This window comes from Chryseobacterium sp. X308 (genome assembly GCF_020733145.1).
GTDB lineage: Bacteria > Bacteroidota > Bacteroidia > Flavobacteriales > Weeksellaceae > Chryseobacterium > Chryseobacterium cupriresistens.
This window is the reverse complement of the sequence record NZ_JAJFZH010000014.1, coordinates 84,520-99,334: the sequence shown is the minus strand read 5'-3', so window position 1 is coordinate 99,334 and position 14,815 is coordinate 84,520. Positions and strand designations below refer to the sequence as shown.

The following is a 14,815-nucleotide window of genomic DNA, read 5'->3' as shown; positions in this document are numbered from 1 at the left end:
AACAATAAAACACCAAACGTAGGCTAAAATTAATTATATTTGAATAACTATCACCAATTCAAATACATATGAGATATTTAACATCTACTTTTTTATTTCTTATCTATTCCGCATTAGCAGCCCAGTCTGCCCCTTCCATAGAATGGCAAAAAGCATTGGGAGGCACCCATGGTGAATCTGCGAATGCCGTTCAGCAGACCTCCGACGGAGGATACATTGTAGCCGGAAATTCTATGTCCAATGATGGAGATGTCACAGGGAATCACGGAGGAGGAGATTACTGGATCGTAAAATTGAACCCTGCGGGAGGTATACAATGGCAAAAATCGTTAGGTGGAAGCAATGTTGATGATGCACAATCCATCCGTCAGACTACCGATGGAGGATATATTATTGCCGGATCATCCAATTCCGGTGACGGAGATATCAGCGGAAATCACGGAAATTATGATTACTGGATTGTAAAACTTGATTCCAACGGGAATATGCAATGGCAGAAATCGCTGGGTGGAAGCAGTATGGATATGGCACAATCTATTCAGCAGACTTCTGAAGGAGGATATATTGTAGCCGGATCTTCAAGTTCCAATGACGGAGATGTGAGCGGAAATCATGGAGGAGGAGACTATTGGATCGTAAAATTAGATATTAACGGAAATATACAATGGCAGAAATCGCTGGGTGGAAACAGCAGTGAACAGGTCAATTCTGTGCAACAGACTTTTGATAACGGATATATTATTGCAGGAACTACCGTGTCTACAGATGGCGATATTACTGTAAGCTACGGAAACAATGATTTCTGGGTAGTAAAACTCGATTCCGGAGGAAATATGCAATGGCAAAAAACGTTGGGCAATATTGGTGACAACATGGGATATTATGCGCAACAGACTTTCGATGGCGGCTATATTGCCGTGGGCACTTCTTTTAATCCTTCAAATCTTGAAAGCGGACTTCCCGATTATTGGGTTATCAAACTAAGCAATAACGGAACCATCGAGTGGGATAAATATTTTGGAGGAAGTTTTCATGACAACGCAATAACCATACGGCAGACTCCCGAATGGGATTATATTGTTGCAGGCTGGACAGCTTCCAACAACGGACAAGTAACCAATCACCACGGTAATCTGGATTACTGGGTCATAAAACTGGACAGCAGCGGAAATCTGAAGTGGGAGAAAACCCTGGGAGGTCCCGATTTCGAGTACTTAACTGCTGTTGAACTGACCGCTGATAACGGGTATATTGTTTCAGGAAGTACAGGATCTACAAGTGGAGATGTTACCGGACATCATGGTATGATCGATGCCTGGGTAGTAAAATTAAGTCCGGAACAGCTTGGTATTTCAGAAAACCACTCGATAAATAAACCTAACCTCTACCCTAATCCGGCAAAAGACTTTTTCTACTTGGATCATCTGCCCCGGGAAAGTACTATTAGCATTACTGATATGTCCGGAAGAAAACTTTTCTCTCAAAAATATAATGAAGAAAAAATTAAAATCAGTACATCTGCATTCACGGAAGGACTTTATATGGTACAGGTAAAAAACAAAGAAGAAATTATTCTTACAACGAAAATAACAATCACCCGGTAACCCCTTGAAAATATCATAATTACCCTTTCCCTTCAGGAAAAGTATTAAAAAACGGAAATATGTAAAATTCACGCAATAATAATCAATAGATTCATGAATCTATAAAGTTTTTAATAATCAAGGCATGTGTTTTGTATGAATTCTTCAAAAAAATATAGTCTAACATTTAAAAACTTTAATCATGGCAGAAGTAATTGCACAAGAAAAACAAGGCGGAAAGCAAAAGAAAAAAATGATCCGCGTGGACATGACTCCTATGGTAGATCTGGGATTCCTACTCATCACTTTCTTCATGTTCACCACCAATTTTACAAAACCGAACGTAATGGACCTGGGACTCCCTGCAAAAGATCCAAATCCCAGTTCTATTGATACTCCGGTAATTGGAGATCAAAACCAGATTACCTTTATTCTTGGAAAAGACAACCGCGTATTTTATCATCAGAGCAATCAGAAAGATCTGAATACAGGAAACCTGAAAGAAACAGATTTCAGTGGAATAAAAATTTCAAAGATCATTGCTGAAGCGTATAAAAATGCTCCGGCACCTGATAAATTCACAGTGATTGTAAAACCAACAGACGAAGCCAATTACAAGAATTTTGTAGATATGCTGGACAACCTTGCTATTTCTAAAAAGGAAAGATATGGGGTTACAGATATCAAGCCCTGGGAAACAAAGGTTTACAAGGAATTAACTCAATAAAAGACAAGGGCATTTTTTTAATGCTCTTTTTTTTAACTAAATTTGAAAGGAGAAACGGATCTGCAGATAACCTGCTGTATTATTTTTAACCTTCTAAATTTTGGAATCATGCTGAACTTTGAAAGAAAAGGAAACGGAAAAGAAACATTGGTACTTCTTCACGGATTTATGGAAAACCTATCCATCTGGAGCGATATGGAGCATCATCTTTCCAAAGATTTTTCACTGCTTAAAATTGACCTTCCCGGCCATGGACAGTCTGAAATTCTGGCTGAAGTTCACACCATGGAACTGATGGCTGAAGAAGTAAAAAAAGTACTGGATGATCAGCATTTAGAAAAAATACATCTTCTGGGACATTCCATGGGAGGATATACTTCACTTGCTTTTGCAGAGAAATATCCTGATTCTTTAAAAAGTCTTACTTTATTTTTCTCTACGTATTTTCCGGATGATGAAGAGAAAAAACAGCAGCGTATCAAAAGCTACAGAATCATCAAAGATGCTTTCGCCCATTATGCAAGAGCCGGAGTTCCCAATTTATTCAATCCAAATGAAAGGGATATCCTGGAAGGTAAAATTGAAATAGCTCTTGAAACAGCCCTTTCCACCAACAATCTGGGAGCACTTGCCTGTGTAAAAGGTATGGTGGAAAGAACCGACAAAAAACATGTCCTTGAAAACCTGGAAGCTAAAATCTTAGTACTGGCGGGTAAACATGACAATGCAGTCAAAACAGATATGATGATCAAACATCTTCCGGACAGGACCAATATCAAATCCTATATCCTGGACTGCGGACACAACGGACATTGGGAAAAACCCGGTATCTGTGCAGAAATTATCAATACAGAACTTCTTCACAATCTTCCTAAAAAACTGGTTTTATAAAACAGGTTACCTGACAATTAAGCTGTGCATAAGAAAAAATCCTGTATATTAGTAGAGGATAATTTTGGTAATGGCTTTATTTTCATTCAAAAAAAAGAAACCACCGGCACCACCGGTTATCGGACTTACACTTTCAGGCGGAGGAATGCGTGGGATTGCCCATATCGCCGTACTGAAAGCGCTGGAAGAATATCATCTGAAACCACATATTATCTCGGGAACCAGTGCAGGATCCATCATTGGTGCTTTTTATTCTTTTGGAAAAACGCCGGACGAGATGATGGAAATTGTAAAACAGACTTCTTTTTTCTCCAGATCATCTTTAAAATTATCCAAAAACGGAATCTTCAGCTCCAATTTTATTTTGAAACTGTTCAAAGATTATTTCCCGGAAGACAATTTCAGTATTTTAAAAATTCCGATGTATGTAGCCGCAACGGAAATGACTCACGGCATTGTAGATTTCTTTTCTGAAGGAGAGCTTTTTGGGCCATTGCTTGCCTCTTCCAGTGTTCCTTTTATTCTTCCTCCAGTAAGGATCGGTGAGAAAATTTATGTGGATGGCGGCGTTCTGGATAATCTTCCCATTGAGCCTATTATGGATAAATGTAATTTCCTGATTGCTTCACATGTCAATTCCATCAGCTATGATGAATTAAACAAAATGAGTCTGATGAAGGAATTTGACAGAATCCTTCACTTAGCCATTGCCAAGTCGGTGTATTCTAAAGCAAAATACTGTAATATATTTTTAGATCCGCCCAAAATGACCAAATACAGTCTTTTCAACAAAAGATATATGGATGAAATGTTTCAGCAGGTGTACGATTACACCTGTCAGGAACTGGAAGAAAAAGGATATCGTAAAAATGTCTGATTATTCCGGAAGAATTTACAACCCGTTCACATTCCTACAAACCTTCTTCTTTTACTTTCTCTTTAAAATTGGCTATCGTTCCAGCTAAAGAATCTAAAGATTTTCCTCCGGCTGCATTAATGTGGCCGCCACCATTGAAATATTTTCTTGAGAATTGGTTTACATCCACATCATCTTTACTTCTGAAAGAAATTTTAACGAAGTCTTCATATAAATCTTCCATAAAGAATGCTGACATTTTTACGCCGGCAATACTCAAACCATAATTAACAAAGCCTTCTGTATCTCCTTTCTGGAAACCAAATTCTTTCAGTTCGTTTCTTGTCAGGCTTAAAACCGCTACGGTTCCGTCATTCACCACTTCTATTCTTCCAAGAACCAAAGCAAGCAAATGCAGTCGGGAGACCGTATTGGTATCCCATGTATTGGAAGTAATCATGGCAGGATCTGCACCATGTTCGATAAGATTAGCGATAATTCTGTGGGTAGTAGCACTGGTAGAACGAAAACGGAAACCTCCTGTATCCGTCATGATTCCGGTATAAAGACATTCCGCCATATCCTGGTTCACCAGCTTTTCATCCTCCATTGCTTCAATGAAATGATAAATCATCTGTGAAGTGGCAGGAATGACTGTATCAGAATAAACAAAATCAAATTTTTCCGGCTGCTGGTGATGATCAATAAGAATTTTCTTTCCCGGAGCCTTTACCAGCCAGTCACCCAATAATCCGATTCTTGACGGGGAATTAAAATCCAGGCAGAAAATAACATCTGCTCCCGCAATTAAATCCGCAGCCAGTTTTCTTTTATATTCTGCAATAATAACTTTTTTAGATTCCGGCATCCATTTCAGAAATTTCGGAAAATCATTGGGTACGATAACCTCCGCATGAATTCCTTTTGCTTTCAGATAATGTTTCAATCCCAGACTTGAACCAATAGCATCTCCATCCGGATTATAATGGGTAAGGATCACTATTCTGCTATCCTGGGTAAGTAATGTATTGATATCTAAAAGTTCTGCTGGTGTAAACATCCGGTGTTTATTTTTCGTTAAAATTAAAGTTTTCAAAGATAGAGCTTTTATATAAATCATTTAAATATTATTTTTGTACCGGAAAAATGGTTTTGTGATGAGGGTTTATTAATACCCAACCAAAAAACATTACATTTAATTTTAAAAAAAGATAATTAAAGTTTGTAACTTATAAAAATTTATATATCTTTGCAACCTGAAAATTAATAGATTAATTACGATTTAAACATATAGTAATGAGTAAAAGAACATTCCAGCCATCAGAAAGAAAGAGAAGAAACAAACACGGTTTCAGAGAAAGAATGTCTACGCCAAATGGAAGAAGAGTTTTGGCTGCGAGAAGAGCTAAAGGCAGAAAGAGATTAACTGTAAGTGCTGCACGCGCTAAGAGATAATTTCTAATTATCATATACAAAACATGCTTGAGAAGATCCTTTTCAGGCATTTTTTGTTGTTAAAATTTACTAAAATTTAGGCTACATCAACATCTTTTTTCTATTTTTAGAAGTTGAAATATTTTTATAAGAAACAGCCTTTAAAATTAAATTATGCCACATACCAATATCTCCGGAGACAATATTATAAGTTTGCAGCACGCGAAGATTGCGCAAAAAAATTTCACTGTTCTTTCTGATGTAAATCTTAACATTAAAAAAGGTAGATTCTGCTACCTTATCGGAAAAACAGGTTCCGGAAAAAGTTCCCTTCTGAAAACGCTTTACGGACACATTCCATTGGCATCAGGACACGGAGCTGTTGTAGGATTTGATCTGGCAAAACTAAAGCCGTCTGATATCCCTAACTTAAGAAGAAAACTGGGAATTGTATTCCAGGACTTCCAGCTGCTTTCAGACAGAACGGTTGAGAAAAACCTGAAGTTCGTTCTTGAAGCAACAGGATGGAATGATAAAATAAAAATGGAAGACCGTATCAACGAGGTGTTGGGAAGCGTGAATATGAAAAGCAAGAAGCACAAAATGCCTCACGAACTTTCCGGAGGGGAACAGCAGCGTATTGCCATCGCAAGAGCCCTTCTGAACCACCCGGATCTTATCTTAGCCGATGAGCCAACCGGAAACCTTGACCCTGAGACTTCCAATGAAATTATGACATTATTAAAGCAGGTTGCCCTTGAAAATGGCGCTGCAGTAGTAATGGCAACACACGATTATCACATGATTCAGAACTTCCCTGGTGAAGCCATCAGATGTGAAGACGGAAAAGTTTCTGTATTGGATACTTCAGAATTATTCGAATAAGAATAAAAAAAACAAGAAGGTCGGAAATAACTAACTTCTAATTTAATTTCTAACTTCTTTATTTAAAAACATGAAACTCTTTGGTGAGTTCAAGATATTGGTCCGAGTATTGTCTCGGACTTTTTTCTATCACAAAATCAGATTCGATGGTTTCTTTTTCATGCGATGAAAACTCCAGAATCAATCTTTTTGCCTTCGCATTTTCAATTCCTCTGATATTAATTTTTCTGTTCAGATGCAGGTTATTTTCTTTACCTATTGAAACAAAAGTTCCTCCTGCTTCTACAGGTATGATTACGGAAAAGATCCCGTTGCCTGACAGCAATTCTGCTGCCCTGCTGATCAACTGTCTGAAGTTCAATTCCACAGTCTGGCGCGCAATCTTATCTTTTTCAGATCCTGATTCTTCAAAATACGGAGGATTGGACACAATAAGATCAAAACGATCTACCGTTTCAAAAGTTTTAAAGTCCTGATGACTGTTTTTCAACCTGGCATGAAAAGGAGAATTTTCAAAATTGAGCTGGGTAAGTTTTGCAGCATCCTCATTAATATCCAATCCCAAAAAGCCGGCCTGAAGATTTCTTTGCGCCAGCATAAGAGAAATTAATCCCGTACCGGTTCCGACTTCCAAAACATGGGAAGCGTTCTCAACGCCAGCCAAAGCTCCAAGAAGAACTCCGTCTGTTCCTACCCGGAAGACGTCTTTAGACTGCTGAATTTCAAATTGCTTAAATGTAAAAGGCTTCACTATAAATTGGTAGGCAGTGTAATAATGAATGTAGATCCCTTCCCTACTTCTGATTTCACAGAGATCTCACCTTTATAATCCTCAATCATTTTTCTCACCATAGACAGACCAAGCCCCATTCCACTGCTTTTAGAAGTAAAATTCGGCTCAAAGATTCTTTCGTACATATTTTCAGGAATCCCGACTCCGTTATCCTGAACAGAGATAATGACCCTTCTTTGGTGCTGTTCGACATCTACATTGATGATCAGTTTTCTCTTATCACTTTCCGCCTGCTTTGCATTGGTAACAAGGTTTGTGATAATTCTGGAAAGATAAATTCTGTCCATATTGATCATAATATTCGTCTTGTTGGCATGCATGAAAATACTGTCATCATTGAATACACGGAGAATATCTTCAACTTCCGTATTCAGATTGATCACTTCATTATTTTTTTCAGGAAGCTTCGCAAATTCCGAGAATGCTGAAGCTACGGTAGCAATCAGATCAATCTGATCCACAATAGTCTTACTCATCTGCTTTACCCTTTCCCTGATATTCGGATCTTCGGGGTCAAATTTTCTTTCAAAATTCTGAATCGTCAGCTTCATTGGCGTCAGCGGATTTTTCACCTCATGAGCCACCTGCTTGGCCATCTCTCTCCATGCTTCTTCCGATGCTTTGAACCTAAGTCTTTCTTTCTGATCCTGAATCTGTAAAATCATCCTGTTATAAGCCCTTGCCAAAGCATTAAGCTCATCATTCTTATAATATCTGATAGGACGCATTTCGTTTTCAAACAAGGTAATACGGGTAATCATATCAGAGAATTTCGTAATGGTTTTCGCCAGGCTATTAGAAGTCACCCAACTGATCCAGATACTAAATAAAATAAGGAAGATATCGACTAAAAGAATATATTTTACATACTGATGAAGAACTTCAAGGTAAGCAGATTCATTATGGTATAAAGGAATATAAACAATTCCGATAGGCTCAAGTTCATTGTTTTTCAGCAAAAGATAGGAAGAGGTAAGCTTTGCATCCTTAGCCGCATCATAATTCACCATGTCTACTCTTGCGTCAGTAGACAGGATCTTATTGATGATTTCTATAGGAATTGTTTTCTGCTCAATTAATCCTTCGTCTTTGTTGGAAAGCAAATAGTTTCCCTTCAGATCATAAATAAAAATATCATGCTGGTTGATATCCGCTATCTCGAAGATTTTATTTCCCAGGACTTCCGGAAGATCTTTTGTCTCAATAAGTTTCTGGCTTACCGCATAGTCCAGATATCGCATTACAGCATTGGTTTTATCCTGCATATCGATATTACTCTGCTGTAAAGAATGATTTCTCAATACAAAGTAAGGAACAAGTGATGTAGCAACCACACTTAAAAAACATACCAGCAGGAAACCGAAAAACACACGATTCCTTAAGCTATATCCTTTATACTTATTTATTGACATTCTACTTTTTAATTAACCTAGCAATATACTTACCAATGATATCAAATTCCAGGTTTACTTTGTCACCAATTTTCAAATGTTTCATATTCGTAAATTCCCAGGTATAAGGAATAATAGCTACGGAAAACTGATTATCTTCACTTTTAGCAACAGTAAGACTGATTCCGTTTACAGTAATGGATCCCTGAGGTACCGTTACAAAACTTCCGTCATTATCATACTTCATGGTAATAAAATAACTTCCGTCTTTATTTTCGATACTCACCACTTCACCGGTTTTATCAACATGTCCCTGAACAATATGACCATCGAGTCTTCCATCCATTTTCATACAGCGTTCAAGGTTGACAACGGTTCCCAATTCCCATTTTCCAAGGTTGGTTTTTTCCAATGTTTCATTGATTGCCGTCACCACATAATGATTGTCTTTTATTTCAACAACTGTAAGACAACAGCCGTTGTGCGCAAGGCTTTGATCAATTTTCAGTTCATTTGTAAAAGGGCAAGTCAGGGTAAAATCTATATTGCTTCCTTTTTCTTCAATCTTCTCAATAACACCAACTGCTTCAATAATTCCTGTGAACATATTATTTTTTGCTAAATTTGTAAATTATAATCTTCAAAGATAATCAAAATGAGCCCAAAAAACCATAAAGTACGAGTAGGAATTTCAATCGGTGATTTCAACGGCATCGGCCCGGAGATCATTATGAAGTCTCTGAAAGACAAAACTATTACAGATTTTTTCACTCCTGTAATTTTTGGTTCGGGAAAATTATTCACTTATCAGAAAAATATTTTTAAGCTGAATCTTAATTTCAACTATGTGAATGAACCTTCGCAGGCACAGGCAGGGAAACTCAATATGGTGAACCTAACCAAAGAAAACGTGAATGTAGAACTGGGAGTTCCTACTGAAGAATCTACAAAGATGGCCATTGATTCTCTGGAAGCAGCTACTGAAGCTTTGATGAAAGGAGATATTGACGTTCTGGTAACCGCTCCGATCAACAAGGATGAAATGGTAAAGATGGGCTTCAAACATGCAGGACACACAGGATATTTTGAAGAGAAATTCAATAAAAAAGGATTAATGTTCCTTGTTACCGAAGATCTTAAAGTGGCTGTTTCCACACATCATATCCCAATTGCAAAGGTGGCTGAAAATATTTCCAAGGAAAAAATAAAGAAACAGATCAGAGTTTTAAACCAGACGCTGATAGAAGATTTCTGTATTCAAAAGCCTAAAATTGCGGTGCTGGGATTAAATCCTCACGCAGGAGATGGCGGTGTTATCGGAAATGAAGAAATCGAGATCATCAGCCCAGCTATTAAAGAACTTTCTGACAACGGAATACTGGCATTCGGGCCTTTTCCTGCAGACAGTTTCTTCCAGCCGGGCAAATACAAAAATTTCGATGCTGTTTTAGCAATGTATCACGACCAGGGACTGGCTCCTTTCAAAACATTAGCGTATGAAGAAGGAGTAAATTATACGGCGGGACTTCCTTTCATCAGAACATCTCCGGATCATGGAGTTGCTTATGATATTGCAGGAAAAAATATGGCTGACGAACAAAGTTTTACAGAAGCAATCTTCACTGCTATTAAGGTTTTCAAAAACAGAAGTGAATACCGCGAACTGATGAGCGACCGCCTGCAGCCTAGAAAAATGGCTGTAGACAACGGAATAGATGAAGATCTGCCGGAGGAAACTGAAGCATAAATCTTTAAAACAAATTTTAAATTAATTTGTTTTAGATTTTATTTGTTATTATAAAAAAAATGCATATTTTTGCACACTCATTTTATGGACAAGTTAAGAAACTATGACGTAAGCTTTTCCGGACTTAAAAACGGAAAACACGAGTTCAAGTTTGAGATAGATAAAACGTTCTTTCAATTATTTGACACTGAGCAGGAATTTACAAATCCTAGAATAGAAGTGAATGTATCGCTTGATAAACACACTACTTTTCTGGAATTTGAGATTAAAATTAATGGATTAGTTGAATTGGTTTGTGATATCACCAATGAAAATTTCGACTATCCTATTGAGAATGAAATCAAAATTTTGGTGAATTTCGGGGAAGAATATGATGACAGCAATGAAGATGTGATTACCATTCCTACCGGAGAGCACGCTTTCAATGTAGCACATTTGATTTATGAAAATGTAATGCTTTCTATCCCGATGAAAAAGATTTCACCGAATGTAAGTGATGAAGATCTTAAAATTCTTGACCAGTTCAGTCCTAAAGATATTGAGGTAACTGAAGAAGAAGAACATGAAAGTGACCCAAGATGGGATGCTTTAAGAAAATTAAAAGACAATAATTAAATAGAATAATTTAAATATGATGAGATGATGAATCTCATCGCTCATCAATTAAAAAAGTTATTAGAAAATGGCACATCCAAAGAGAAGACAGTCGTCTACAAGAAGAGATAAGAGAAGAACTCACTACAAAGCTGTAGTTCCTCAATTAGCTAAAGATGCAACAACAGGAGAGCTTCACCTATACCACAGAGCTCACTGGCATGAAGGAAAATTATACTACAGAGGTAAAGTAGTATTGGAAAAAGAAGTAGCTGCTACTGAAGAAAACTAAGAGTCGCTTTTCGCTGAAAAAGCCTCATTTTAATACAAAAACCGCCCAATTTTGATAAAATTTGGCGGTTTTTTGTTGTTTTTTACGTTTTTTTGGTATCTTTGGCATCAAATCAAATATCAAATTTATGGACATTAAAGACATACAAAATCTTATCAAGTTTGTATCTAAGGCTGAAGTTTCAGAAGTGAAGTACAAAACTAAAGATTTCGAAATCACTATTAAAACTCCATTAGCTGGAAGCGATGCTGTTTATGCACAGCCTGCAGTATATCACACTGCACCGCAAGCGGTAGCTGCTCCGGCACCTGTTGCAACTCCGGCTGCTCCGGCTGCTGAGAAAGCTGAAGCTGCATCTGATGACAGCAAATATGTAACAATCAAATCTCCAATGATTGGTACTTTCTATAGAAAACCATCTCCTGATAAAGATGTATTTGTAAATGTAGGTGACGAAGTTTCTGTTGGTAAAGTAGTTTGCGTTATTGAAGCAATGAAGCTATTCAACCAGATTGAATCTGAAATCAGCGGAAAAATTGTTAAAATTTTAGTTGACGACGCTACGCCTGTAGAGTATGACCAACCTTTATTCTTAGTAGATCCATCTTAATTAAATATTGATTAATGATGATTGATGATTGATTATAAAATCAATTTCAAATTTCAAATTTTCAAATTTCAAATCGTATTAAGATGTTCAAAAAAATATTAATAGCCAATCGTGGCGAAATTGCAATGCGTATTTTACGTACTTGTAAAGAAATGGGAATCAAAACCGTTGCAGTATACTCTACTGCTGACAAAGACAGTCTTCACGTAAGATTTGCTGATGAAGCAGTATGTATTGGTCCTGCAATGAGTAAAGACTCCTATCTTAAAATCCCTAACATTATTGCTGCAGCGGAAATTACCAATGCTGACGCTATTCACCCAGGTTATGGATTTTTATCTGAAAATGCTAACTTCTCAAGAATCTGCCAGAAGAACGGTATCAAATTTATTGGTGCTTCTCCTGAACAGATTGAAAAAATGGGAGATAAAGCAAACGCTAAGGCTACTATGAAAGCAGCAGGTGTACCTTGTGTACCAGGTTCTGACGGATTGATCGAATCTTATGAACACGCTGTAAAGATAGCTGAAGAAACAGGATATCCGGTAATGATCAAAGCTACCGCAGGTGGTGGTGGAAAAGGAATGAGAGCTGTCTGGAAAGCTGAAGACCTTAAAGATCACTGGGAATCTGCTATTCAGGAAGCTGTAGCTGCCTTTGGAAACGGAGGTATGTATATGGAAAAACTGATTGAAGAGCCAAGACACATCGAAATTCAGGTTGCTGGTGACCAATTCGGAAAAGCGTGCCACCTTTCTGAAAGAGACTGTTCTGTACAGAGAAGAAATCAGAAATTAACTGAAGAAACGCCTTCTCCTTTCATGACAGACGAACTGCGTGAGAAAATGGGGGAAGCTGCTGTAAAAGCTGCGGAATTCATTGGATATGAAGGGGTGGGAACAATCGAATTCCTTGTAGACAAGCACAGAAATTTCTATTTCATGGAAATGAATACAAGAATCCAGGTAGAGCACCCTATTACTGAGCAGGTAATTGATTATGACCTGATCAGAGAACAAATTCTTCTTGCTGCAGGAACTCCTATTTCAGGAATCAACTATTATCCTAAGTTACACTCCATCGAGTGCAGAATCAACGCAGAAGATCCTTATGCAGATTTCAGACCGTCTCCGGGGAAAATCACAGGATTAAATATTCCTGGCGGACACGGAATCAGAGTAGACACTCACGTGTATTCCGGATATACAATCCCTTCTAACTACGACTCTATGATTGCTAAGCTTATCACTACGGCTCAGACCCGTGAGGAAGCCATTGCAAAAATGAGACGTGCTCTTGAAGAATTCTATATTGAAGGAGTAAAAACAACAATTCCTTTCCACAGACAGCTGATGGATAATGAAGATTATCTTTCAGGGAACTATACTACAAAATTCATGGAGGATTTTGTAATGGATAGAAAATACGATAATCATTAAGATTATTTTATATACAAATTAAAACTGCCTCAAAAGGGGCAGTTTTTTTATTTAAATCCATCAATGATTATGCCAGTCAACATATCATAAAAACTAATGAATCAAGTTCTTATTAATCGTTAATAAAAATTAATAAACAATCAGAAAATAAAATTCTGCCAACATAAAGATATAATACCTAAAACAAGCAATCAATAAAGAAAATATTTTCTGATCCGATATTATTCCACCCTAAAATCTACTTCAATTTTACCCCAAAACGTTACTGGGTATTTGTTTATGCATATCATTAATATTGTGTAAATTTGTTGAAAACCAAAATATATGTCAACAGCAGAACAAACAAAAAACTCACAGTATTTTATTGACCTTGAAGACAAACATGGAGCGCACAACTATCACCCCCTTCCAGTTGTTCTGGACCGCGGAGAAGGTGTTTTCGTTTGGGATGTGGAGGGCAAAAGGTACTATGATTTTCTTTCAGCATATTCTGCTGTGAACCAGGGACACTCTCATCCGAAAATCGTAGGAGCCCTGGTAGAGCAGGCCCAAAAACTGGCGTTAACTTCAAGAGCTTTCTACAACTCTAAATTAGGAGAATATGAGCAGAAAATAACCACACTTTTCGGGTTTGATAAAGTTTTACCAATGAACTCCGGAGCTGAAGCAGTGGAAACAGCCGTAAAACTGGCTAGAAAATGGAGTTATGAAGTAAAAGGAATTGCAGAAAATGCGGCGAAAATTATCGTTTGCGAAAACAATTTCCACGGAAGAACAACCACTATTGTTTCTTTCTCCAATGATCCGGATGCCAACCAAAACTACGGACCTTTTACACCAGGATTTATCAAAATTCCTTATAACGATATCGCTGCATTGGAAGAAGTATTAAGCAGAGAAGCAGCAAATATTGCAGCGTTCTTAGTAGAACCAATTCAGGGAGAGGCCGGAGTGTATGTTCCGGATGAAAACTTCCTTAAAAATGCTTCTGAACTATGTAAAAAACACAATGTTCTTTTCATTGCTGATGAAGTTCAGACAGGTATTGCAAGAACAGGAAGACTGATTGCCTGCCACCATGAAGATGTACAACCGGATATTTTGATCCTGGGAAAAGCACTTTCAGGAGGTATGTATCCGGTATCCGCTGTTTTAGCGAATGACAACATTATGAATGTTATTAAACCGGGACAGCACGGTTCCACATTTGGAGGAAATCCTATTGCATGTGCCGTAGCAGTAGCAGCATTAGATGTAGTAGCTGACGAAAAACTGTCTGAAAGAGCAGAAGAATTAGGAAAGCTTTTCAGAGCTGAAATAGAGAAGCTTATTGAAAAAACAAACCTTATTACCAAAGTAAGAGGAAAAGGCCTTTTAAACGCTATTCTGATCAATGATACACCTGATAGCTCTACCGCATGGAATCTTTGCTTACAATTAAAAGAAAACGGATTGCTCGCAAAACCTACCCACGGTAATATCATAAGACTTGCACCGCCACTGGTCATTACAGAAGAGCAGTTGCTGGATTGCGTGAAGATTATTGAAAAGACTATTCTTGAGTTTAAATAAA

16 protein-coding genes are annotated in these 14,815 nt (G+C 37.5%); 12 read left to right on the top strand and 4 right to left on the bottom strand.

The features are described 5' to 3' along the window. Positions 1-68: 68 nt before the first annotated feature. The 4 genes from LIV57_RS15425 (at position 69) to LIV57_RS15410 (ending at position 4,078) form a co-directional block, all read left to right on the top strand. Positions 69-1,604 carry a T9SS type A sorting domain-containing protein gene (locus LIV57_RS15425; protein ID WP_227943350.1) on the top strand — a complete coding sequence of 512 codons (1,536 nt, stop codon included), beginning with the start codon at positions 69-71 and terminating at the stop codon, positions 1,602-1,604. A 181-nt stretch (positions 1,605-1,785) separates the two neighbouring features. Continuing rightward, a complete protein-coding gene (locus LIV57_RS15420; RefSeq protein WP_227943349.1) occupies positions 1,786-2,310 on the top strand; it encodes a biopolymer transporter ExbD in 525 nt (174 codons plus the stop codon). A gap of 108 nt (positions 2,311-2,418) precedes the next feature. Then, positions 2,419-3,201, top strand: a complete 783-nt coding sequence (locus LIV57_RS15415; RefSeq protein ID WP_227943348.1) for an alpha/beta fold hydrolase — start codon at positions 2,419-2,421, stop codon at positions 3,199-3,201. Between the two features lie 70 nt (positions 3,202-3,271). Next, entirely contained in the window at positions 3,272-4,078 is an 807-nt protein-coding gene (locus LIV57_RS15410) for a patatin-like phospholipase family protein (protein WP_227943347.1), read from the top strand. Between the two features lie 34 nt (positions 4,079-4,112). On the opposite strand, the gene LIV57_RS15405 is transcribed toward LIV57_RS15410, so the two are convergent. Beyond that, entirely contained in the window at positions 4,113-5,117 is a 1,005-nt protein-coding gene (locus tag LIV57_RS15405; RefSeq protein ID WP_227943346.1) for a DHH family phosphoesterase, read from the bottom strand. A 236-nt stretch (positions 5,118-5,353) separates the two neighbouring features. Between LIV57_RS15405 and rpmH the strand changes: the two genes are divergently transcribed. Together rpmH and LIV57_RS15395 are read left to right on the top strand one after the other, a co-directional pair. Next, positions 5,354-5,512, top strand: coding sequence for a 50S ribosomal protein L34 (rpmH, locus tag LIV57_RS15400; protein WP_002976260.1), 159 nt, complete (start codon positions 5,354-5,356; stop codon positions 5,510-5,512). 153 nt (positions 5,513-5,665) lie between these two features. Beyond that, entirely contained in the window at positions 5,666-6,376 is a 711-nt protein-coding gene (locus LIV57_RS15395) for a cell division ATP-binding protein FtsE (RefSeq protein WP_227943345.1), read from the top strand. Positions 6,377-6,434: 58 nt separating this feature from the next. Here the strand turns inward: LIV57_RS15395 and LIV57_RS15390 are convergent, their stop codons facing one another. The 3 genes from LIV57_RS15390 to LIV57_RS15380 are packed head-to-tail and all read right to left on the bottom strand — an operon-like array spanning position 6,435 to position 9,167. Further along, positions 6,435-7,127, bottom strand: coding sequence for a tRNA1(Val) (adenine(37)-N6)-methyltransferase (locus tag LIV57_RS15390; RefSeq protein WP_227943344.1), 693 nt, complete (start codon positions 7,125-7,127; stop codon positions 6,435-6,437). Further along, complete coding sequence (locus LIV57_RS15385) at positions 7,127-8,581, bottom strand: sensor histidine kinase (protein WP_227943343.1); 1,455 nt, start codon at positions 8,579-8,581, stop codon at positions 7,127-7,129. The genes LIV57_RS15390 and LIV57_RS15385 overlap by 1 nt, the downstream gene beginning before the upstream one ends. A gap of 1 nt (position 8,582) precedes the next feature. Then, positions 8,583-9,167, bottom strand: a complete 585-nt coding sequence (locus LIV57_RS15380; RefSeq protein WP_110011459.1) for a riboflavin synthase — start codon at positions 9,165-9,167, stop codon at positions 8,583-8,585. 48 nt (positions 9,168-9,215) lie between these two features. Here LIV57_RS15380 and pdxA point away from each other — a divergent pair, with 48 nt between their 5' ends. From pdxA to rocD, 6 genes are all read left to right on the top strand, one after another. Beyond that, positions 9,216-10,307: a 4-hydroxythreonine-4-phosphate dehydrogenase PdxA gene (gene pdxA / locus LIV57_RS15375; RefSeq protein ID WP_227943342.1), complete on the top strand. Its 1,092-nt coding sequence runs from the start codon at positions 9,216-9,218 to the stop codon at positions 10,305-10,307. An 84-nt stretch (positions 10,308-10,391) separates the two neighbouring features. Next, entirely contained in the window at positions 10,392-10,922 is a 531-nt protein-coding gene (locus LIV57_RS15370) for a YceD family protein (RefSeq protein WP_137906077.1), read from the top strand. 67 nt (positions 10,923-10,989) lie between these two features. Continuing rightward, positions 10,990-11,193: a 50S ribosomal protein L32 gene (gene rpmF / locus LIV57_RS15365; RefSeq protein WP_002976251.1), complete on the top strand. Its 204-nt coding sequence runs from the start codon at positions 10,990-10,992 to the stop codon at positions 11,191-11,193. A 127-nt stretch (positions 11,194-11,320) separates the two neighbouring features. Continuing rightward, positions 11,321-11,803 carry an acetyl-CoA carboxylase biotin carboxyl carrier protein gene (gene accB / locus LIV57_RS15360; protein ID WP_047385964.1) on the top strand — a complete coding sequence of 161 codons (483 nt, stop codon included), beginning with the start codon at positions 11,321-11,323 and terminating at the stop codon, positions 11,801-11,803. 83 nt (positions 11,804-11,886) lie between these two features. Next, positions 11,887-13,242, top strand: coding sequence for an acetyl-CoA carboxylase biotin carboxylase subunit (gene accC / locus LIV57_RS15355; protein ID WP_110011462.1), 1,356 nt, complete (start codon positions 11,887-11,889; stop codon positions 13,240-13,242). Between the two features lie 324 nt (positions 13,243-13,566). Then, positions 13,567-14,814, top strand: coding sequence for an ornithine--oxo-acid transaminase (rocD, locus tag LIV57_RS15350; RefSeq protein ID WP_227943341.1), 1,248 nt, complete (start codon positions 13,567-13,569; stop codon positions 14,812-14,814). Position 14,815 lies beyond the last annotated feature (1 nt).

Excerpts from the sequence above, each read along its gene's own strand:
- LIV57_RS15425 (WP_227943350.1), top strand. The coding sequence starts at position 69 with ATGAGATATTTAACATCTACTTTTTTATTTCTTATCTATTCCGCATTA.
- LIV57_RS15420 (WP_227943349.1), top strand. The coding sequence starts at position 1,786 with ATGGCAGAAGTAATTGCACAAGAAAAACAAGGCGGAAAGCAAAAGAAA.
- LIV57_RS15415 (WP_227943348.1), top strand. The coding sequence starts at position 2,419 with ATGCTGAACTTTGAAAGAAAAGGAAACGGAAAAGAAACATTGGTACTT.
- LIV57_RS15410 (WP_227943347.1), top strand. The coding sequence starts at position 3,272 with ATGGCTTTATTTTCATTCAAAAAAAAGAAACCACCGGCACCACCGGTT.
- LIV57_RS15405 (WP_227943346.1), bottom strand. The coding sequence starts at position 5,117 with ATGTTTACACCAGCAGAACTTTTAGATATCAATACATTACTTACCCAG.
- rpmH (WP_002976260.1), top strand. The coding sequence starts at position 5,354 with ATGAGTAAAAGAACATTCCAGCCATCAGAAAGAAAGAGAAGAAACAAA.
- LIV57_RS15395 (WP_227943345.1), top strand. The coding sequence starts at position 5,666 with ATGCCACATACCAATATCTCCGGAGACAATATTATAAGTTTGCAGCAC.
- LIV57_RS15385 (WP_227943343.1), bottom strand. The coding sequence starts at position 8,581 with ATGTCAATAAATAAGTATAAAGGATATAGCTTAAGGAATCGTGTGTTT.
- LIV57_RS15380 (WP_110011459.1), bottom strand. The coding sequence starts at position 9,167 with ATGTTCACAGGAATTATTGAAGCAGTTGGTGTTATTGAGAAGATTGAA.
- pdxA (WP_227943342.1), top strand. The coding sequence starts at position 9,216 with ATGAGCCCAAAAAACCATAAAGTACGAGTAGGAATTTCAATCGGTGAT.
- LIV57_RS15370 (WP_137906077.1), top strand. The coding sequence starts at position 10,392 with ATGGACAAGTTAAGAAACTATGACGTAAGCTTTTCCGGACTTAAAAAC.
- rpmF (WP_002976251.1), top strand. The coding sequence starts at position 10,990 with ATGGCACATCCAAAGAGAAGACAGTCGTCTACAAGAAGAGATAAGAGA.
- accB (WP_047385964.1), top strand. The coding sequence starts at position 11,321 with ATGGACATTAAAGACATACAAAATCTTATCAAGTTTGTATCTAAGGCT.
- accC (WP_110011462.1), top strand. The coding sequence starts at position 11,887 with ATGTTCAAAAAAATATTAATAGCCAATCGTGGCGAAATTGCAATGCGT.
- rocD (WP_227943341.1), top strand. The coding sequence starts at position 13,567 with ATGTCAACAGCAGAACAAACAAAAAACTCACAGTATTTTATTGACCTT.